The sequence below is a fragment of the Marinomonas sp. ATLA20 genome (assembly GCF_057180105.1).
This window is the reverse complement of sequence record NZ_JBXUKU010000001.1, coordinates 531,362-550,494: the sequence shown is the minus strand read 5'-3', so window position 1 is coordinate 550,494 and position 19,133 is coordinate 531,362. Positions and strand designations below refer to the sequence as shown.

The following is a 19,133-nucleotide window of genomic DNA, read 5'->3' as shown; positions in this document are numbered from 1 at the left end:
CGCCTATTGTGATTGCAGTAAATAGTCAGTCGGTGATACGCCGACTCGACTTTTAAACATCGCACTAAAAGCACTGGGACTATCGTAACCAATCAGAATCGCAGTATCTAAGACGCTTTTGCCGCTAGCAAGATACTCCAAAGCCAATAATAAGCGCTTCCGCCGCAACCATTCAGCGAATGTTAGCGACATTTCTTGCTGGAACTTTCGAGCAACGGAACGCTCGCTGATGCCTAAAATATGAGCGCCATCCGCATTACTCCAATCATGAGCAATGCGCTGGCAGACATGGTCGCAAAAAGAAATCAAAGCGTCAGAGCTTGGCAATGGCACATAGAAAGACACGCTTGATAAACGACGTAATTCGTCCAGGATCAATTCAATAATTCGCTCATCACGACCGCCCGAAACAATTTCTTTAGGAAGCTCTAACGCTTCAATAATGAGCGCCTTTAACAACATGGACACATCAATAACAGAGCAATCATGAGGCAAATCGGCCCGCGCAAGAGGATCAATAAATAGCGTTCTAACTTTTACCAAACCGGTCATATAAAGACTGTGTTCAATTCCTGCAGGAATCCACATCCCCCGGTTTGGAGGAATCACCCAACTACCCAAACGAGTCTCCACACGTATCACACCGCTTAACGTGTGAATCAGCTGCGCGCAGTTATGAGAATGATAAGGCTCGAATTTACCGTGTTCATAGTCTTGCGCGTAAGCCACAACACTATTTGGTAAATGATTGTTTTGAAACAACACGCAGCGCTCCTAGAACCCATCGATAATTGATTTGAGTGTACCTATCAACAAGCAGATCTCAACACTCTCTGCGAGCAAACTTAAAAACATAAAATAACAAACTTGCTTTATTAAAATCCAACACCCAAAATACTGTTTATATATACAGTATTTTGGGTGATTTTATGTCTACTTCTTTTACCAATAACAGCGATCAAAAAGGCGAAAAGTCGCCTTTCAATAACCCTATCAAGGGGCGTGGCACAGCCAATAATATGGCGGGGCGCTTTGCAATTACCTTGGTGGAGGTGGACGAAAACGACGAAGCGATTGCTTTGCTGGAAACCTCGTCGCCCAAGACAGAAGTTCGCTACGAACGAGCGAAAAGCATCATCAGTCGCAATTCATCTCCTGATATTCCTTTTCGCCTGTCAGTAAACCCTTATAAAGGCTGTGAACATGGCTGCGTGTATTGCTTTGCTCGCCCTACCCATGCGTATTTGGATTTGTCACCGGGGCTAGATTTTGAAACCAAGCTGGTTGCCAAAACTAATGCGGCATTTTTATTTGCAGAAGAGCTGGCTCACCCAAAGTATCGCTGCGAACCCATTGCATTAGGCATTAATACCGATGCCTATCAGCCTATTGAAAAACAGCTCAAGATCACGCGGAAATTATTGGAAATCGCCTTGGCGCACAATCAACCCATTTCCCTGATCACTAAAAGCACCTTGATACTCAGAGACATAGACTTGCTCACTCAAATGGCAGAAAAAAAGCTTATTCATGTGGCGATCAGTGTGACGACGCTCAATAACGATTTAAAGCGTATTTTGGAACCCAGAACGGCGTCTGGAAAGACACGTTTACAGGTGATTAAAACCTTACGAGAAGCAAGCATTCCGGTTTCGGTTCTTGTCGCACCAGTGATTCCTTTTATTAATGATAACGAACTAGAAGAAATAGTTGCTGCCTGTGCTGAGGTTGGCGCACAATCCGTCAATTACATCATGTTGCGTTTGCCTCATGAGGTTGCGCCTTTGTTTTCGAATTGGCTCCACCAGCATTACCCAGACAGAGCAGAACACGTTTTGCAGCGTATTATGGATATGCGCGGCGGCAAGCTCTACAACAGCCAGTTTGGCAAGCGCATGACAGGGGAAGGTATTTTTGCGGATTTGATTAACCAACGCTTTCACGTGGCGCGACGCAAGTATGGATTGGATGACAACCGACTGAGTTATCTCGATTGCCGTCACTTTGCGGTTCCGCCAAAAGAAGGTGATCAGATGGCGTTGTTTTAGTAACTGAGGCACTCTACTTAACGAAAAATTCCCCTAAGCGAAAAACGCTTAGGGGAATTTACATAGCGGTTGTGAACTTCCAGAAGAGTTATAATTTGTTGTTAAATTGACTTACCGCATCAACAACTTGTTTTGCGCCTTCCTGAATGTCATTCATCACATGACCCGCTTCGGTTGAAAGATCGAGGGCTTTCTGAGCCTTTTCCATACTTTCTTCAATTAGCGAAACTGCCTGTTCTGTGAGTTTTTTATTGTCCCCTACCACACTAATAATTTCTTCTGTCGCTGAACTGGTTCTAGAAGCAAGCTGCCTTACTTCATCAGCAACAACAGCAAAACCCCGACCCTGCTCTCCGGCTCTAGCAGCTTCTATTGCGGCATTAAGCGCAAGTAAATTAGTTTGATCGGCAATGCCTCGAATACTTTCAACCAAGTTAGCCACTTTCATTGATTGAGTATTCAGTTCGAAGATGCCCTTGCTTGCCTCGCTCATTTGCGTGGACAATTCATTCATCGTTTGGACAGTAGACTCGATGACTTTTTTCCCATTGATGGCATCTTGATCGCTTTTTTGAGATATATTGTAAGCTACCTGAGAGGTTTCTGAAATCGCAAACTCACGATTCATTTGTTCGGTAATAACCGTAGCAAATTTAACCACTTTATACAGTTCGCCACTTTCGTCATGTATTGGGTTATAAGATGCTTCTAACCAAACATCATATCCGTGACTATCAATTCTTTTGAATCGATCTGAAACAAATTCACCAGAACGCAATCGCTGCCAAAACTGTTTATATTCCTGCGACTCAGCTTCTTTCGGTTCACAAAACATTCTGTGGTGCTGGCCAACTATTTGGCTTTTAGAATATCCCATGCACTTTAAGAAATTGTCGTTAGCATTTAAGATAATGCCGTCTAGGCTAAATTCTATTACTGCAGATGATCGGTGCAACGCCGCTAACATGTCTTCCACTTCTTTCGAGTGTGAAATCGTTCTCGTTAGTTCCGTCGCATAAGACTCCAGCATAATCGAACCGTCAGCGACTTTTTTCGGCTGAATCGTCGCTCGATACCAAACCTCTTTGCCATTTCTACTTTCTATTTGCAAAGCGCCATGCCAATGTTTTTTTCCATTAATTGCAGACAACATTTTTTGACTATGATCTTTTTCTAAAGACTTACCAAGAATGAAGTCTTTAATGTTTTTACCTACTAATTCAGTTTTCTCAAAACCACTGGATTTTAAAAAAAGTGTATTTGCATCAACTATTTTTCCGTCTGAAGTCATGGAAAAATACAACATTTCTTGTCGAAGGTCAGCTTGCGTTTCTTGAAAGGAAGCAAGCTCTGTTTCTAACTCTTTAATTTTAGATAATAGTTTGTTGTTTCCAAATAACATTTACTGCTTCCCTTAACAATCACAATTAAATATGCATTAAAGAGTAGCGGATGTTTCCCATTAGCACGATAGTTTTTTTGTAGCATTCTGAAAAGCTTTGTACTAATTACAAAAAAACGTTAGGCACACAGCCAACCCTGTCTCTTTATTTGCGCAACCAAGCAAAGAACTTCTTTTGCAACCCTCCCAGAATAAAGCTCATAATTGGCACAATAACAACAGTCATAATGAATAGCCTGATAGGTAAAGAGAAGTCGCTAATATAAGGACTTAGTAGAGGAAAGAAGATGTTCAACAACGGGTAAATAGTCACCCAAACGAGCAACATCATCTTCCATTTTTTGGGCGGTAGTTTGGTTAAACTCTGATCTATCAGTTCATTTGACTCCGATAAATTGGGTTGATCATTTTTCATAATTTCCTCTTTTCATATTCAATAAAATTCCAGACAACACGCTCTTAATGCTCCCACTACAAACCAAGTAGCATCATCTTGCCATGTAGCTTTTTGCGCATAAGCTAACAAAGGCGACAGAGTAAATATGCTGACGATTAACGAGGGGGTAAGTAATATTCTTCGTTTCATCAGGCTCTTCCCTTCTCGTAATGAGTACTTTACGTGGTAGGAAAAGATGATAAACTTTGTTGGTATTGATTATCATTTAATTACTTATTCATTTCGTCTACATTCGTATTCAATACGTTTGCATCGCATATAAAGCAGAAAAGTCATGGTCTTTCGAGTGAGTAAAAGCGCATTAACGGGCGTTAGCGAACGACAATCCGGTTGGCAAAGACAAAGCATTTCGGCCGAACTGGGTGAATGCTATGTGGACAGGTTTATTATCGAACCTGGGCTGGCTATTGCTTACTCTAGTTACACCCCAAACCAAGATTTAATTGAAGAAAGTATCATTGAAAAAGACACCTCAACGTTCAGCCTTACCTATGGTTTAGAAGGGTATTCTCGTTATCAGGCAAAGCAGAACAATACTGAAGATTTCATTTTTGAACCTAATTACACCACCATCACCACCTTTGGTAACAGCTATGGAAAACGTGTATACGCCGCGAATAAAACCACTAGCCAATTAAGAATATTAGTGGACGGCAGTGTCTTTAAACGCTACCAAATCCCATTCGAGTTTCAAGCAGACAAAATTCCTTTACCTCGCCAACATCAACATATAAAAACGTCTAAAAATACCCAACACTATATAAACAGACTGATACATCTAGCGTTATCTGCCCATACTGAACGACCTTTAGAAAAAAATATTCTGGTGCTCAACTTACTTAGCGAACAGCTTGAGCGACTTCAAACAAACACTATGATCGAACCCCAAAGTCTAGGCATTAGCCTTGGGGATGAACATAAAATCGCGCAAGCTCGGCTGTTCATGATTCAACATATGAGCCAACCTTTGAGTATTGCTTTTGTCTGTCAAAAAATTGGAATTAGTGAAAGCAAACTTAAACAAGGGTTTAATGCCATTTACAATACCAGCCCGTATAAATTGTTATTAGAAGCAAGAATGCACAAGGCATGGGAATTGCTCACATCGGGCCATCAGGTAGCTCAAACAGCCTATGCAGTAGGTTACGAACATCCATCCAATTTCAGCGCGGCTTTTAATCGTTTTTATGGCTGCCCACCAAAGTCTATAACTTCATCAAAATAAATAAAAAAACGTTATGTAAATCACACATTAACGTTTATAAACTAAGCTATATGACCTCTTTTATTGGAACCTATTTGCATGCCTAGTGATGACTTTATCGATCTGCTCAAACTGCTTATTCGCGCGCCCAGTGTGGTTGGCGCAGAGCATTCATTTTTCCGCGTGTTACAACGCGAACTGGAAGAGCGAGGGGCAAAGGTCACTTGGTATGAAGGCTTGCTAGTTGCCCAAGGTAGCGACCCGTTTAGCACTATGTTTTCGGCGCATATCGATCGTCACGGTTTAGTGTGTACTGGCCCAAATGAATTCCAATACGCGGCCTTTGTGTCAGCAAATCGCACCGATTTATTGAACAACTCGGTTTCTGAAGAATTAATGACCAAAGTCACAGAGCGCTTCAACCATGAAGAAATCTACGCTTACGAACCTTGGTCTGGCGTTTACCGTGGTAAAGGCACGATTAAGAGCTCTTACGTTTGTGAATTCCGCAATAACTTAATTTTCGAAACCGAAGGCTTAGAAGGCGTTGTTGCAGGAACACCAATCGCTTTTAAAGATCAGTTACAGATCGTCGAAAATCGCTTAGAAGGCCAACTTGATAACGTGATTTCAGCGGCGGCTTTGGTGCATCTTTTTGATCATGGCTTTAAAGGCACCGCCTTTTTTACCGCACAAGAAGAAGCGGGGAAAAGCTGGCGCTATTTGCTTGAGTGGTTCCGTCGCTTTGGTGGCTCAACTAACCGCTTGTTTGTGGTTGATACCAGCCCCTTCCCCAACGTAGAAGCCGCCAACGAACAGCTTCTGGTACTTAGGGAAAAAGACGCCAACGCCACATTTAATAAAGACAGCACAAAACTCCTCGAAGAATTGTGTGAAAAAAATAATATCAGTTACTTGTATAAAAACCGTTACGTAGAAAATGAAAACGCGAAACGTGCTGAGCAAGGCTTGCCGCCAAGTTCCCTTGGTAGTACAGAGCTTGGCCGCATTATCGCCGCATCAAATGGCTTGGTAGATGGCACGACCATTCAAATCCCAACTATTGGTTACCACACCATGCACGAATCCGCTGCAGTGGAATCCGTGGATGCGTTTCTGGATATGCTAAAAGTTGTATCAAATATTTAGGTTCGCCAACCTCTATTAATTTCTATTATTAGCAACGCATAAAAATCCCGTTTCGATGCATGAACTCGAAGCGGGATTTTTTATAGATTAAGACAAATCAATACTACAAAGCCAGCTCTTTTCGAATAATGTCTGCAGCCGCTGTTAAGGCATTTAGCTTGCCTCTTGCCACGGCACGAGGCAGCGGAGCCATGCCACAGTTAGTACAAGGATAAAGCTTGTCGGCATCGACAAACTGCAGCGCTTTTCGCAGAGTATTAGCCACTTCTTCTGGTGTCTCAATGGCATGGTTTGCCACGTCGATTGCGCCGACCATGACTTTCTTACCGCGAATCAGCTCAAGCAATTCCATTGGTACATGGGAGTTATGACACTCAAGCGAAATAATATCGATGCTGGATTGTTGTAACTTAGGGAAGGCTTCTTCATATTGTCGCCATTCAGACCCAAGCGTCTTTTTCCAATCCGTATTGGCTTTAATGCCGTAGCCATAACAAATATGCACCGCCGTTTCGCATTTAAGACCTTCGATAGCTCTTTCTAAGGTTGCGATGCCCCAATCATTCACATCATCAAAAAACACATTAAACGCGGGCTCATCAAATTGGATGATGTCCACACCAGCCGCTTCTAATTCTTTTGCTTCTTGGTTGAGAATTTTGGCAAACTCCCAAGCAAGCTTTTCGCGGCTTTTATAATGATCATCATAAAGTGTATCAATCATGGTCATTGGGCCTGGCAGCGCCCATTTAATCGGTTGCTTGGTTTGCTGACGCAAAAACTTAGCATCCTCAACAAAAACTGGCTTGATACGACTAACAGGACCAACGACAGTAGGTACGCTCGCGTCATAGCGGTCACGAATTCTTACTGTCTGACGATTCTCAAAATCAACGCCGCTGAGGTGCTCAATAAAAGTGGTAACAAAGTGTTGGCGCGTTTGTTCACCGTCACTGACAATATCAATACCCGCTTGCTGTTGCTCTTGAAGCGAGATGCGCAGTGCATCCTGTTTGCCGTCAACTAATTGATCACCTTCCAATTTCCAAGGGGACCAAAGGGTTTCTGGCTCTGCAAGCCATGTGGGCTTCGGTAAGCTGCCAGCGGTTGAAGTCGGTAGCAGTGTGTTGTTAGCAACTGTTTTTTCAATATCTGTTTTCATAATAAAGAATGCCGTTTATTAAATATAATGTTAGAAAAATAACCATTAAGGGTCGCGTTTATGCGTAATTAGCAGACCACTGCTCAAGTACCTTTTGATATGGCTTTATGAAATTCTGCTCAGCAAATTTTCCTTGCTCACTCGCCAATTGGCTACGCTCTTCACGGTCATAAATAATTTGCGTTAAAGAGTGGTCGAGGTTTTTTAAGTTAGGTTGATAGCTCTTTCCAGCAACCGCGTTAGCGTTGTAAATTTCTGGTCGGTAGATTTTCTGGAAGGTTTCCATCGTGCTGATGGTGCCAATAAGCTCAAGGTTGGTGTAGTCGTTCAGCAAATCACCCACAAAATAAAAAGCCAATGGCGCAGCGCTGTTTGCAGGCATAAAGTATCGAACCTGTAAGCCCATCTTCTGAAAGTATTGCTCGGTCAAAGAGGTGCCATTTGGTTGATATTCTACCCCCAGAACTGGGTGCTGATTTCCTGTACGCTGGTACGTTTTATTGTCGGAAACACTCAGACAAATAACAGGTGGCTTAGTAAAGTTTTCTTTAAAGCTGTCCGATGTCACAAAACTTTTAAAGAGCTTTCCATGTAACTCACCGAAGTTATCAGGAATACTAAATTCCGCTTGGTCTTTGTTGTGGTTTGGTAGCAAGACGCTGAAGTCATAATCACGCACATAAGAAGAGAAATTGTTTCCTACAATACCTTCGATACGCTGCTCAGTATGATGATCAAAAATATTCGTCTTCAAGATTTCAATGGTTGGAAAGGACTGGCCTTTTCCTTCGATATCAACATCAACCGAAATGATTTCAAGTTCAACAGAGTAACGATTTCCCTTTGCATTATCCCAATGCGCCAGCGCATTAAAACGGTTGTTAATCATCCTCAATGCGTCACGAAGATTTTCTTGTCGTCTCTGTCCTCTAGCCAAGTTCGCAAAGTTCGTTGTGATGCGTGTATTGTCTGCAGGGCGGTAGTTTTCATCGAAGCAAATACGCTTAATAGTAAAGATAAAATCGTTGCTCATGGTGACCTCGTATCCTATTTTCTGAAGTGAAATAAGGATCTCTTCCTTGTTCTCACTTGCCAGTTTTTGATTATTGGCGATCTGTCTAATGACTCTATGAGTACATTTATACGCAATCATAATCATGAATAAAAATGAATTAAATTTAGATTAATTGAATTTCATTCATTTAATAAGATAGATGAGACTCAGGATTGGGAGTGTTAAGTAACGACTGGGAGTGGATATTCAAAGACAAGAACGCCCTAAATAGGGCGTTCTATAATTGAGTGCTATTCAACAAGAGAAAACGGAATGACCGGACAATTAAGCACGACATCGGTTCGTTCGATGGTAACCAACCCCTGATCTTCTGCCGTAAAAATCGCTTCTTCAGATGTCAATTCTGTTGCCTTGCTTGGATCTTTCCATACCACGACGTACATCAACCAAAGTGGCGAGTAATGAGTGTCTTGGCTTTCATAACCTAATGGCTCTGGAACCGACGCAAATACGCTCCAAGCTTGCTCTTGATTCGGAAATGCATACACACGCTCTAGCACCGTTTTCACTTGGGGTGGTTTCGGGTAATTCGGCACAGCATCACGTAACCGAGGCGCATAATTGGCATTTTTGGCTTTGGCCACCGCTTGGTCTGATACGTCGGTTGTTATGTAGAGCACCTCTTTGTCATCATGCCAGCCATGTAATAAAGGCAAACTAACACTAGCCTGCCGAGTTTGTTCATCTTGAATAGAATGAGAACTGCAAGAAGCTAATGACAAAACACAGATAATCCCTAAGAAACATTGACGCAACATGCCATTCACTCCAGAGTGTTTTACATAGAAAAAAGTATTGAAAACGATCATTTAGCAACTATTAATAACATCTATACACCTATCTGTACTACTAATAGCCAACGAGACGCGCATGATAGATAAACTTGAAATAAATCATCTTAGAACATTAAGCGCTCTTTATCAGTTCGGCAATATTTCAGCAGCGGCAGAACATTTAAGTGTTTCTCAACAGGCTGTCAGTCTTCAACTTAAAAAAATAAGAAGCATTCTTGGTGATCAACTCTTTGTTAGAACAGGGCATGGAATGATTCCAACACCCTACGCCAAAGAGATAGAGCAACACATCGAAAAAATATTAACCTACATAAATAGCATCCCTCTGGCAAAAGCGTTTTCACCACAGGAAGCAGAAAGAACACTGGTTATCTGTGCAACAGACTACACCCAAGAAGTGATCGTCACCGAGCTCATTAGAGAGCTTAGACAGTACGCTCCTAAAGTAAAAGTGATCGTTACCAATATCGAACACGCCAACCTAACCAAAAAAATCCATCAAGGCTCAATAGATATTGTTTTTACCACCAGCGCCTATGCTCCCGAAGGATTGATTTCAACGCCGTTATTTACCGAAAAATACCTATGCGTAACAGCGAATAAATCCATTGAACGCACTCATGGCCTATCACTAGAACAATTAACCACACACGACTTCGTCATTGTTTCACCCGGCGTTGGCAGCTTTATAGGCTCTGCTGATACTTGGTTTGAACAACAAGGATTTCCACGTCATGTCGCCGTATCCGCCCCGTCCTTTCATATGGCGAAAGAGACCTTAAAGCAGTCAAACATGGTGGGATTCATCCCTTCGAGGTTACTACCGTGCGATGGACTATTTGAGCTTGCATTGGAGAAATACCCGCCAGGTTATCAAGTCGTAGCTGCCTATCACCCAAACGCAAAACATGACCCATTAATTAGCTGGTTACTGGATAGCACCCAGAAGAAATTTGCTCATTAAAAAGATCTTCGCTTGTATGAGCAACAAGCTTAGCTTTATCGCCAAACGCCCCACTCACCTCTACCCTAGCGTCACTTTAAACACTATGTAGAGGTCATTATGTCCATTAAACGCATTAATCCACTATCCTTATATGATGGTGCAGCAACAGGTATGTCACAAGCCACGGTAGATAACGATACGGGATTGGTTTTTATTTCAGGGCAAGTCGACTGGGACAGCGATTTTCAAACTCATAATCACGACATGAAAACGCAAACTGCCAATGCAGCAAAACACTTAATCACGGTGCTAGAAGAAGCAAATTCCTCAGTCGAAAATATCCTGCAGCTAAGAGTCTATATGCGTGGTGAGGTTGCAGACCATATGGAAGACATCGTCCCTATTATCGCCAGCACACTAGGTACCTCACGCCCTGCATTAACGGGGATTGGCGTTGCCTCTTTGGCTTCCCCAGAGATTTTAATTGAAATTGAAGCCGTGGCTAAGGTGTCAAAATAAACTCGCGCAAAAGACCTTATTGAGATGATAAATAATCTGAAAAGAAACTAATAATAAGCAAGAATATCTTCTGCCTTCATCGGTCGGCTATGAAACCAGCCTTGATGAAGGTGAATTCCTAGCTGGCTAATTTTTTGACTGTCTTTCTCTGTTTCAATGCCTTCCGCAATACAAACAATGCCAAGCTCGTTGGTCAATGTGATGATGGACTTTAAGATAGCGGTATTTTTTGCTTTATCTTCTATAAAGATTTTGTCCGTTTTTACAATATCAAAGTCAAATTCTGAGACATAGGATAAGCTGGAGTATTCCACACCAAAGTCATCAATTGCGAATCTATAGCCTTTTTGCTTTAATTTTTGCATATGATCTTTAATAACGTTCTTTTCTAGCATTAAGTTTTCATCTTCTGTGACTTCAAGAATCAGGCTAGAACATATCTCATTCTCTAGAGTAAGCATTTTTCTAACAAAAAAATCACTTTCCAGATGCAAGCTGGAAATATTCACTTGGAAACTATTGTTAGAAATGAACGCTTTATTGAAGCTCGACTTGATCAGATTAATTTGAAATAAGGTGTACTCAACGCATAAGTCTAAGTTTTTAATTTGGTCAATACTGTCTTTAACATTAACACCGTCTTTGCTTCTTAAAAACACCTCAATAGAGAACAAGCTTTGATCATTCGTATCAATAATAGGTTGATATTCATTGTAATAAACATGATGTTTTATCTTCCCTCGAATGCACCTTCTCTCGAGAAGTATTACTATTCTTGGTGTCACAAGGAAAATACATACTAAAAATAGCAATAGCGTTGTGGGTACAAAATATAAGTTATAGCGTTTGACGGAATCCGTTATAGGAACAACATAAGAAAGGTTATCTATGATATCCGAGTTACGGTATTTATCACCTAGCTCTTTATCATTAATCGATATGACAATGTCTGAACTATTATTTAAAAATCTATCGACACTGCTTTTCTTGATCAAAATATTGAATTCAAAATTTTCTGTGGTTTTTTTGATAACAAAAATAGGCATTTCTAACGAATTGATTGTATGAGGTCCTGTTATCAAGAACCCCTCATGTGGAGATGGTTTTCTTACCTCGATTCTTTCGTTTTCGCCCCAAGAGTTACATACCACAACACCATGATCGTCGTCTTTCTGAATGACTCCAAACTCTATTGACCCGGGGATGTTAAAAAGCTCTTTACGCATTTGTAAAACAAAACTGCGTGAGCAATTAGCTGTATAACCAACGGATATGAAAGCAATAAAATTCGCTACTTCTTTAAAATAACCTTCCATTTCGGAAAAATATAGCTGCTGTATCTTCTCTTTGGACTCTAATTCTCGTTGTTGATGCCACTTACTTTCTATGAAGTATAGAGAGCTGGTCAAAATAACTACCAAAGAGAAATTAATAATGACGGTTATTAACATCCTTGATTTTGTAGACATGTAACTTCCAATATCTCTTGTTTGTATAGCCTCATTTATAACAAGTTACTAAAGAAAAAATACATAACATTTGTAACCTAAATAAGTCATCTACATAACATAAAACCTAATCAACCTTAACTTACTGAAATATAAGACATTATAAATTTCTAAAAAAAGACAACCAAAGACAAATAATTACAATTTGCTACATAGAATCATTTTCGTCTTTTAACTTTGCGTACTTATAAACCGTATTGCGGCTCACTCCAGCGGTTTTGGCAGTTTGCGAGACATTGCCTTTGAATTCATTTAACAGCCTAGGTATCAAGTCTTCTAACGGTTCATCTTGTTCACTGGCCGCCTTTGATGATGTTGAATCATCAACTTGCCCCATGGCATCGAGGTCATCAAAGAAATCATCAGGTAAATGCCATTCTTCTAGCTCTTCCTCATCGGCCATTGCCATGCCGACTTTTAATACATGAGCGAGTTGGCGCATGTTTCCCGGCCATGGATGCGTCACCAGTAAGTCCAACATAGCTTGCGACAAAGCTGGGCCTGGTTCTTCTTTGCGTAAACGCTCATGAAGGTATTTGATCAATGCCGCTTTGTCAGTGCGCTCACGCAAAGCGGGTAGCTCTATGTTCAAACCTGAAATTCGATAGTATAAATCTTGGCGAAAACGCCCTTCTTTCACTTCTTCTTTTAAGATGCGATTGGTGGCGGAAATCAGTTTAATGTCAACCGGAAAGGCTTCGGTAGAACCCAATGGCGTGACCACTCTTTCTTGCAAAACTCGCAATAAACGCGACTGCACTGCCATGGGCATTTCACCAATTTCATCGAGAAATAATGTGCCGTGATGGGCGCGACGAATCAGACCAATGGAGCCTCGATTTTGCGCACCAGTAAAAGCGCCTTTTTCATAACCAAAAAGTTCAGACTCCACCAATTCAGCAGGAATAGCCGCGCAATTTACCGCCACTAACATCTCTTTGGCGCGGGAGCTGTGATAATGCAAACTGCGTACAAATATCTCTTTACCAGCACCCGTTTCACCATGAATCAAGATAGGAATATCTTTTTCCATAATCTTATGAGCTTGGCGCACTAAACGCTCGACTCGATCGTCGCCATGTTGTAATTCAGCCAATGGAATGACGTTATCTGGAATCGCTTTAGACGACAGTATTTCCGGCTTCTTCACCTTTTCAACGGGTGGATTTTTTTCATTCATAACAATAGCTTCTGGCTGTGATGGTGCAACATAATCTGCTCGCTGACGAAAGTCTGGTATGCGCATGATTTGCTGTACGGGAGGAATCACTTTAACGTAAAACTGATAACGCCCCATGGCAATCAACTTCATCGGCAAACTAAAAGGATGATGTTTGATCTCACGCATTTCGATATCAAATATTTGATTAATGTTGAGCAAAGCCAAGTCCTGCGCGAGAACCACTTCCGCACGACGGTTAGCAGAGACAATCGTACCGTTTTCATCCAGCACCAAAATACCAGACCAATGACTGTCCAAACTGACCACATTGGTATTAAAACTGAGAATAAAATGCTCTTGCTGGAAGGCGGAAAAGATCAGGCGATTCTCCACACTCAACGACATAAGTTTGACCATGCCAAAAGTATGATCTTGAGGCAGATACGCATCTGAGGAGATGTCCAACACACCAACCAAATCGTTTTTGGTGTTGTAGATAGGCGATGCCGAGCCAACCATAAAACGATTAGCACGTAAGAAGTGTTCATCTCGACCCACTTGAATCGCTTCGCCAGTAATCAGAGCGGTACCAATCGCATTGGTGCCAACGCCCATTTCGGTCCATTGGTTCCCGCCTACCAAACCATGCTGTGCAGCACTGCCAAAACGCGGTTGCCCCCAAGTGTTCAATACATGACCTTGGCGGTCCGCTAAAACGATCATACAAGCTGAATTGCTCAGAATATTTTCGTAATACGGCAACACTTCGTTTTCTGTGGTTTCGAGCAAGCTACGATGCTGATCTATCAGATCTGTTAACGAACCTTTTGGCAAGGTCGCGAAATCGGGTCGACTGCTGTGATCCAAGCCAAATTGCTCGCAACGATACCAAGACGCTTGAATTCGCTCCTTGTGAGTTTGCGTCAAATTCGTTTCCGATCCAGAGTCTATGGAGGCAGATGCGGCGGCACTTTGTTGTTGTTTTTGTTCTTCTTCGTCTTGCATTTCCTACTCCAACACCTCAAGGAGATCCCTCGGAGTGTGCATGAAATGTTCACTGTGATTGGCAGACTGTAAACACTTTGAACACTCGTGAACAGTCCTTTTTCGAAAGTGAAAGCCACCAAACCCAACCAAAAATCACAATAAAACCAATATTTTTCAATGATTTATACCTGACCAAAAGTATAGAAAAATTTTTGGCACGGCTTTTGTAAGTACTTACAACATACAGACAAAATTACTGTGCGTTCATTTTTGAGCCTTGCGAAAGACACAAGATGTTCACACAAGAAAACAATAACAACAAAAAAGGTACTTACAATGTCTCTGACGCTGCAGAATGTATCGCGCGTTGTTGAAGGCGAGACGTGGATCGATGATGTAAATTTGTCTCTCGAACCCGGCTCTTTCAACGTTCTACTTGGGCGCACTCTGTCCGGTAAAACGACGCTAATGCGCCTCATGGCAGGTCTTGATCGACCTACCAAAGGAAAAATCCTCATGAATGGAGTGGACGTAACAGGTGTGCCTGTTCGCGAACGCAACATCTCCATGGTGTATCAACAGTTCATCAATTACCCCAACCTCACGGTTTACGAAAACATCGCGTCGCCACTTCGCTTGGCAAAGATGGATGAAAAAGAAGTCGACCGCCGTGTACGTGAAACCGCAGAAATGCTTCGCATCGATCCTTTCCTTGATCGTTTGCCACTGCAACTTTCCGGTGGCCAGCAACAGCGTACGGCCATGGCGAGAGCCTTGGTGAAAGACTCGCAAATTATCTTGTTCGATGAACCTCTGGTTAACCTCGATTACAAATTACGCGAAGAGCTACGCCAAGAATTACGCGCCTTGTTCAAAGCCCGTAACTGCATCGCTATTTACGCCACAACCGAACCGAATGAAGCCTTGGCTCTGGGTGGCAACACCGCTGTTTTAAACGAAGGTCGTTTGCTGCAAATGGGGCCAACTGCTGAGGTTTATCACCAGCCAAAAGACATTATCACTGCAGAGATGTTCTCTGAACCACCAATTAACGTGGTTCCTGGTCGCGTCAGCGAAGAAGAAGTCACTTTCGACGACACTGTCCATTTCCGTTTGAACAGCGATTTGCGCCGCCTGACTCCTGGTGAATATCAGTTTGGTGTGCGTGCGTCGCACATAGGTTTGGTGCCGCACTCTGACGATGATTTAGAGTTGCCTGTCCGAGTTGATTTGGCGGAGATCAGTGGATCAGAAACCTTTTTGCATGTTCACAACCCGCATTTTGATTTAGTACTGCATTTATCTGGGGTTCACGCTTACCAAGTGGATCAAGAAATTAAAGTCTATTTCCCGACGCACAAGCTGTACGCCTTTGATGCTCAAGGCAAGATGGTGCATTCCCCAGCACGAATGAGGGATCAATAATCATGGCTTCTATTACCTTAAATGCCTTAGCGCATACTTATACCGATAATCCAACCAAGCCAGAAGACTACGCCATCCGCGAAATGTCTCATGTTTGGGAACAAGGCGGTGCCTTTGCCCTACTTGGCCCATCTGGCTGCGGTAAATCCACACTACTGAATATTATTTCGGGCCTGCTAAAACCTTCTAACGGGGAGGTTTTATTTGACGGCAAACGCGTTAACGAATTAAAACCCGAAGAACGCAATATCGCGCAGGTTTTCCAATTCCCAGTGGTGTACGACACCATGACAGTGTTTGATAACTTGGCCTTTCCTCTACGCAATATTGGCGTACCAGAATACAAGGTGAAGTCGAAAGTCTACGAAGTTGCCGAGATTCTTGAACTGTCTGACCAGCTAAAGCGCAAAGCCAAAGGTTTGTCAGCGGATCAAAAACAAAAAGTCTCCATGGGACGTGGCTTAGTCCGTGACGATGTATCAGCAATTTTGTTTGATGAGCCTCTTACCGTTATCGATCCACAGCTGAAATGGAAATTACGTCGTAAGCTCAAGCAGATCCATGAACAGTTCAACATCACCATGGTATATGTGACACACGACCAATTAGAAGCCTCCACCTTCGCCGATAAAATTGCTGTGATGTACAACGGGCAAATCGTCCAGTTCGGCACACCACGGGAATTATTCGAAACCCCAGCACACACGTTTGTTGGCTACTTTATCGGCAGTCCAGGCATGAACTTTTTTGAAGCAGAACTGAAAACTAACGATGAAGAAAAAGCGGCGCTGATGTTTGGAGAGCATGAAATATCCGTTAGCGATGCCATGCTAACGCGCTTAAGCGCCATGGGAGCCAGCAAGGTCACCTTAGGGATTCGCCCTGAGTTTGTCCATGTATGGGAAGGTAAAAATGACGACGCCTTTTCTGTCAACGTGGATTACGTGGAAGACCTTGGTACCTACAAGATTCTGTCTTTCATGTTCCATGGGCAAGTAATGAAGGCGCGCTTGAGCGAAGACCAAAAGGTCCCTTCAGGGCAAATCTATGTGAGCTTTCCGGAACAATGGACCAAGGTCTATGTGGACGAATATTTGGTAGATGTAGACGGTCAAGCAGACACAGCTCAGCAGAATAAGGAGACCGACCATGCAAACTAAAGTCGAGAACAACAAGGCATGGTTCCTTGTTATGCCCGTTTTCCTCATCGTTGCTTTCTCTGCCATCATTCCATTGATGACGGTGGTGAACTATTCGGTGCAGGATATTTTTGATCCTTATACTCGCTACTTTGTGGGCACTGAGTGGTTCAAACAAGTGATGCTAGACAGCCGCTTACATGAAGCCCTGCTGCGTCAATTTATCTACTCATTCACCATTCTTATCATTGAAGTACCACTGGGTATTTGTGTTGCCTTAATGATGCCAACCAAAGGTCGCGGCGCCTCTTTGGCTTTGATTTTGGTGGCGATTCCCCTGCTGATTCCATGGAACGTAGTAGGCACAATTTGGCAAATCTTCGGCCGTGCCGACATAGGTTTGTTCGGTGCCTTTATGAGTAGTATCGGTGTCGATTACAACTACGCGTCTGATCCTACTGATGCTTGGTTAACCGTAGTTTTGATGGACGTTTGGCATTGGACGCCATTGGTTGCCTTGTTGTGCTATTCAGGTCTACGAGCGATTCCTGAAGTCTATTATCAAGCGGCGCGTATCGACCAAGCGTCTCGCTGGGCGGTATTCCGTTATATCCAGCTGCCTAAGCTTACTAACGTACTGATTATTGGTGTGTTATTGCGCTTTATGGATTCTTTCATGATTTACACCGAGCCTTTTGTACTAACAGGCGGTGGTCCAGGAAGCTCTACGACTTTCTTGAGTCAGTCCTTGGTACAGCAAGCCATCGGCCAGTTTGATCTTGGCCCTGCGGCGGCGTTCTCACTGGTGTACTTCTTAATCATCTTGCTCGTGTGTTGGGTGTTCTACACCACCATCATGAACATGCAAAAAGACAAGTAGGAGCGGATCATGACGCAATTAAAAACATCAATGACGCGCCACAATACAGGTACAAAAGAGCAAGCTCCGGTGTATAGCCGAGCTGAGCGCAAAACCCGCAACGCACACCTTCGTGGTCGCTTTGGTTTGGTGCTGTATTTGGTTCTGTTATTACTGCCAATCTATTGGCTAATCAACATGTCATTTAAAACCAATACGGAAATTCTTAGCGGGTTATCTTTCGTCCCAGCGGATTTCACTTTGGCGAACTACGCCAAGATATTTGGCGACCCAACCTGGTACATGGGTTACGTAAACTCAATCTTTTACGTGTCCATGAACATGGTCATCAGCTTACTAGTTGCCTTGCCTGCTGCTTATGCCTTTAGCCGCTATAAGTTCATTGGCGATAAGCACATGTTTTTCTGGTTGCTATCTAATCGTATGGCACCACCTGCGGTTTTCTTACTGCCTTTCTTCCAACTGTATTCGTCAGTGGGGTTGTTCGACACCCATATCGCCGTGGCGCTAGCACACTGTATTTTCACTGTGCCATTAGCTGTTTGGATACTGGAAGGTTTTATGAGTGGCGTGCCGCGTGAGATTGATGAAACAGCATACATAGATGGCTACTCGTTTCCGAAATTCTTCGTGCGTATCTTCATTCCCTTGATTCGCTCAGGTATCGGTGTGACGGCCTTCTTCTGCTTCATGTTCTCTTGGGTAGAACTATTGCTAGCGCGAACATTAACGTCAGTCGAAGCAAAACCTATTGCCGCCATTATGACAAGAACGGTGTCTGCTTCAGGGATGGATTGGGGGCTGCTCGCGGCCGCAGGTGTACTGACAATTATTCCGGGAATGCTGGTCATTTACTTCGTTCGTAACCATGTGGCGAAGGGCTTTGCCCTTGGTCGAGTGTAAGGAGAATTATTATGGCTTGGATGTCTTGGACATTACCTACTGCCCTGTTTTTTATCGGCATTGCTGTGCTCTTGGTCGGTATGACCACATGGCAACTGATCTCACCTTGCGTAGAGCGTCGTGGCTTTTTACCACTAGCCACCACACGCGGTGATCGCTTATTCATTGGCCTGCTTAGCAGTGCTTTTATCCACCTTGCATTCGTTGCGTTAACGGATGTGAACATCGCGGTGGCCACCGTCCTATGTGCATTTTGGATGCTTATCCTAATGCGCTGGGGCTAGTCAGCGTCCTTATCAGTAATAAAGGATGAAATTTTTGGCACGGAAGCCAAACCTAAAAACCTAAAAGAAAAACCAAACTTAGTTGAGGT

At 42.9% G+C, this 19,133-nt stretch carries 18 protein-coding genes; 10 read left to right on the top strand and 8 right to left on the bottom strand.

Going from position 1 to position 19,133, the window contains the following annotated elements:
* Positions 1 to 3: 3 nt before the first annotated feature.
* Entirely contained in the window at positions 4 to 765 is a 762-nt protein-coding gene (locus tag AC2A4J_RS02410) for an AraC family transcriptional regulator (RefSeq protein WP_484174763.1), read from the bottom strand.
* 164 nt (positions 766 to 929) lie between these two features.
* On the opposite strand from AC2A4J_RS02410, the gene AC2A4J_RS02405 reads away from it, so the two are divergent.
* A complete protein-coding gene (locus tag AC2A4J_RS02405) occupies positions 930 to 2,048 on the top strand; it encodes a PA0069 family radical SAM protein (RefSeq protein WP_484174762.1) in 1,119 nt (372 codons plus the stop codon).
* Positions 2,049 to 2,136: 88 nt separating this feature from the next.
* Here AC2A4J_RS02405 and AC2A4J_RS02400 read toward each other — a convergent pair whose 3' ends face one another.
* Together AC2A4J_RS02400 and AC2A4J_RS02395 are read right to left on the bottom strand one after the other, a co-directional pair.
* Positions 2,137 to 3,450: a methyl-accepting chemotaxis protein gene (locus tag AC2A4J_RS02400; protein ID WP_484174761.1), complete on the bottom strand. Its 1,314-nt coding sequence runs from the start codon at positions 3,448 to 3,450 to the stop codon at positions 2,137 to 2,139.
* Positions 3,451 to 3,595: 145 nt separating this feature from the next.
* Positions 3,596 to 3,865: a hypothetical protein gene (locus tag AC2A4J_RS02395; RefSeq protein ID WP_484174760.1), complete on the bottom strand. Its 270-nt coding sequence runs from the start codon at positions 3,863 to 3,865 to the stop codon at positions 3,596 to 3,598.
* A gap of 316 nt (positions 3,866 to 4,181) precedes the next feature.
* Here AC2A4J_RS02395 and AC2A4J_RS02390 point away from each other — a divergent pair, with 316 nt between their 5' ends.
* Together AC2A4J_RS02390 and AC2A4J_RS02385 are read left to right on the top strand one after the other, a co-directional pair.
* Complete coding sequence (locus AC2A4J_RS02390; RefSeq protein WP_484174759.1) at positions 4,182 to 5,132, top strand: helix-turn-helix domain-containing protein; 951 nt, start codon at positions 4,182 to 4,184, stop codon at positions 5,130 to 5,132.
* A gap of 78 nt (positions 5,133 to 5,210) precedes the next feature.
* A complete protein-coding gene (locus AC2A4J_RS02385; protein WP_484174758.1) occupies positions 5,211 to 6,260 on the top strand; it encodes a peptidase M42 in 1,050 nt (349 codons plus the stop codon).
* 103 nt (positions 6,261 to 6,363) lie between these two features.
* On the opposite strand, the gene AC2A4J_RS02380 is transcribed toward AC2A4J_RS02385, so the two are convergent.
* The 3 genes from AC2A4J_RS02380 to AC2A4J_RS02370 form a co-directional block, all read right to left on the bottom strand.
* Entirely contained in the window at positions 6,364 to 7,422 is a 1,059-nt protein-coding gene (locus tag AC2A4J_RS02380) for a methionine synthase (protein ID WP_484174757.1), read from the bottom strand.
* A gap of 58 nt (positions 7,423 to 7,480) precedes the next feature.
* Complete coding sequence (locus tag AC2A4J_RS02375; RefSeq protein ID WP_484174756.1) at positions 7,481 to 8,455, bottom strand: DUF1852 domain-containing protein; 975 nt, start codon at positions 8,453 to 8,455, stop codon at positions 7,481 to 7,483.
* Between the two features lie 272 nt (positions 8,456 to 8,727).
* A complete protein-coding gene (locus AC2A4J_RS02370; RefSeq protein ID WP_205113214.1) occupies positions 8,728 to 9,255 on the bottom strand; it encodes a DUF7482 domain-containing protein in 528 nt (175 codons plus the stop codon).
* Between the two features lie 112 nt (positions 9,256 to 9,367).
* Here AC2A4J_RS02370 and AC2A4J_RS02365 point away from each other — a divergent pair, with 112 nt between their 5' ends.
* Together AC2A4J_RS02365 and AC2A4J_RS02360 are read left to right on the top strand one after the other, a co-directional pair.
* Positions 9,368 to 10,255 (top strand): LysR family transcriptional regulator, encoded by an 888-nt coding sequence (locus AC2A4J_RS02365; RefSeq protein ID WP_255827633.1) that lies wholly within the window; start codon positions 9,368 to 9,370, stop codon positions 10,253 to 10,255.
* Between the two features lie 99 nt (positions 10,256 to 10,354).
* Complete coding sequence (locus AC2A4J_RS02360; protein ID WP_255827632.1) at positions 10,355 to 10,756, top strand: RidA family protein; 402 nt, start codon at positions 10,355 to 10,357, stop codon at positions 10,754 to 10,756.
* Positions 10,757 to 10,803: 47 nt separating this feature from the next.
* On the opposite strand, the gene AC2A4J_RS02355 is transcribed toward AC2A4J_RS02360, so the two are convergent.
* Both AC2A4J_RS02355 and AC2A4J_RS02350 read right to left on the bottom strand, forming a co-directional pair.
* Positions 10,804 to 12,225: an EAL domain-containing protein gene (locus AC2A4J_RS02355; protein WP_484174755.1), complete on the bottom strand. Its 1,422-nt coding sequence runs from the start codon at positions 12,223 to 12,225 to the stop codon at positions 10,804 to 10,806.
* Positions 12,226 to 12,412: 187 nt separating this feature from the next.
* Complete coding sequence (locus AC2A4J_RS02350) at positions 12,413 to 14,431, bottom strand: sigma-54-dependent Fis family transcriptional regulator (protein ID WP_255827630.1); 2,019 nt, start codon at positions 14,429 to 14,431, stop codon at positions 12,413 to 12,415.
* Between the two features lie 318 nt (positions 14,432 to 14,749).
* On the opposite strand from AC2A4J_RS02350, the gene AC2A4J_RS02345 reads away from it, so the two are divergent.
* From AC2A4J_RS02345 to AC2A4J_RS02325, 5 genes are read left to right on the top strand one after another with little or no spacing between them, the layout of a single operon-like run.
* Positions 14,750 to 15,838 (top strand): ABC transporter ATP-binding protein, encoded by a 1,089-nt coding sequence (locus AC2A4J_RS02345; protein WP_114413324.1) that lies wholly within the window; start codon positions 14,750 to 14,752, stop codon positions 15,836 to 15,838.
* A gap of 2 nt (positions 15,839 to 15,840) precedes the next feature.
* Entirely contained in the window at positions 15,841 to 16,998 is a 1,158-nt protein-coding gene (locus AC2A4J_RS02340; protein WP_484174754.1) for an ABC transporter ATP-binding protein, read from the top strand.
* Positions 16,988 to 17,857 carry a carbohydrate ABC transporter permease gene (locus AC2A4J_RS02335; protein WP_110574667.1) on the top strand — a complete coding sequence of 290 codons (870 nt, stop codon included), beginning with the start codon at positions 16,988 to 16,990 and terminating at the stop codon, positions 17,855 to 17,857. The genes AC2A4J_RS02340 and AC2A4J_RS02335 overlap by 11 nt, the downstream gene beginning before the upstream one ends.
* 30 nt (positions 17,858 to 17,887) lie before the next feature.
* Positions 17,888 to 18,760 carry a carbohydrate ABC transporter permease gene (locus AC2A4J_RS02330; protein WP_441902244.1) on the top strand — a complete coding sequence of 291 codons (873 nt, stop codon included), beginning with the start codon at positions 17,888 to 17,890 and terminating at the stop codon, positions 18,758 to 18,760.
* Positions 18,761 to 18,771: 11 nt separating this feature from the next.
* Positions 18,772 to 19,044, top strand: a complete 273-nt coding sequence (locus AC2A4J_RS02325; RefSeq protein ID WP_255827627.1) for a DUF2160 domain-containing protein — start codon at positions 18,772 to 18,774, stop codon at positions 19,042 to 19,044.
* The last annotated feature ends 89 nt before the right edge of the window (positions 19,045 to 19,133 follow it).

What these genes read in the sequence shown, in the direction of transcription:
- AC2A4J_RS02345 (WP_114413324.1), top strand. Translation starts at nt 14,750, where the DNA reads ATGTCTCTGACGCTGCAGAATGTATCGCGCGTTGTTGAAGGCGAGACG.
- AC2A4J_RS02360 (WP_255827632.1), top strand. Translation starts at nt 10,355, where the DNA reads ATGTCCATTAAACGCATTAATCCACTATCCTTATATGATGGTGCAGCA.
- AC2A4J_RS02405 (WP_484174762.1), top strand. Translation starts at nt 930, where the DNA reads ATGTCTACTTCTTTTACCAATAACAGCGATCAAAAAGGCGAAAAGTCG.
- AC2A4J_RS02370 (WP_205113214.1), bottom strand. Translation starts at nt 9,255, where the DNA reads ATGTTGCGTCAATGTTTCTTAGGGATTATCTGTGTTTTGTCATTAGCT.
- AC2A4J_RS02355 (WP_484174755.1), bottom strand. Translation starts at nt 12,225, where the DNA reads ATGTCTACAAAATCAAGGATGTTAATAACCGTCATTATTAATTTCTCT.
- AC2A4J_RS02380 (WP_484174757.1), bottom strand. Translation starts at nt 7,422, where the DNA reads ATGAAAACAGATATTGAAAAAACAGTTGCTAACAACACACTGCTACCG.
- AC2A4J_RS02390 (WP_484174759.1), top strand. Translation starts at nt 4,182, where the DNA reads ATGGTCTTTCGAGTGAGTAAAAGCGCATTAACGGGCGTTAGCGAACGA.
- AC2A4J_RS02350 (WP_255827630.1), bottom strand. Translation starts at nt 14,431, where the DNA reads ATGCAAGACGAAGAAGAACAAAAACAACAACAAAGTGCCGCCGCATCT.
- AC2A4J_RS02395 (WP_484174760.1), bottom strand. Translation starts at nt 3,865, where the DNA reads ATGAAAAATGATCAACCCAATTTATCGGAGTCAAATGAACTGATAGAT.
- AC2A4J_RS02365 (WP_255827633.1), top strand. Translation starts at nt 9,368, where the DNA reads ATGATAGATAAACTTGAAATAAATCATCTTAGAACATTAAGCGCTCTT.
- AC2A4J_RS02325 (WP_255827627.1), top strand. Translation starts at nt 18,772, where the DNA reads ATGGCTTGGATGTCTTGGACATTACCTACTGCCCTGTTTTTTATCGGC.
- AC2A4J_RS02375 (WP_484174756.1), bottom strand. Translation starts at nt 8,455, where the DNA reads ATGAGCAACGATTTTATCTTTACTATTAAGCGTATTTGCTTCGATGAA.
- AC2A4J_RS02340 (WP_484174754.1), top strand. Translation starts at nt 15,841, where the DNA reads ATGGCTTCTATTACCTTAAATGCCTTAGCGCATACTTATACCGATAAT.
- AC2A4J_RS02400 (WP_484174761.1), bottom strand. Translation starts at nt 3,450, where the DNA reads ATGTTATTTGGAAACAACAAACTATTATCTAAAATTAAAGAGTTAGAA.
- AC2A4J_RS02385 (WP_484174758.1), top strand. Translation starts at nt 5,211, where the DNA reads ATGCCTAGTGATGACTTTATCGATCTGCTCAAACTGCTTATTCGCGCG.
- AC2A4J_RS02330 (WP_441902244.1), top strand. Translation starts at nt 17,888, where the DNA reads ATGACGCGCCACAATACAGGTACAAAAGAGCAAGCTCCGGTGTATAGC.
- AC2A4J_RS02335 (WP_110574667.1), top strand. Translation starts at nt 16,988, where the DNA reads ATGCAAACTAAAGTCGAGAACAACAAGGCATGGTTCCTTGTTATGCCC.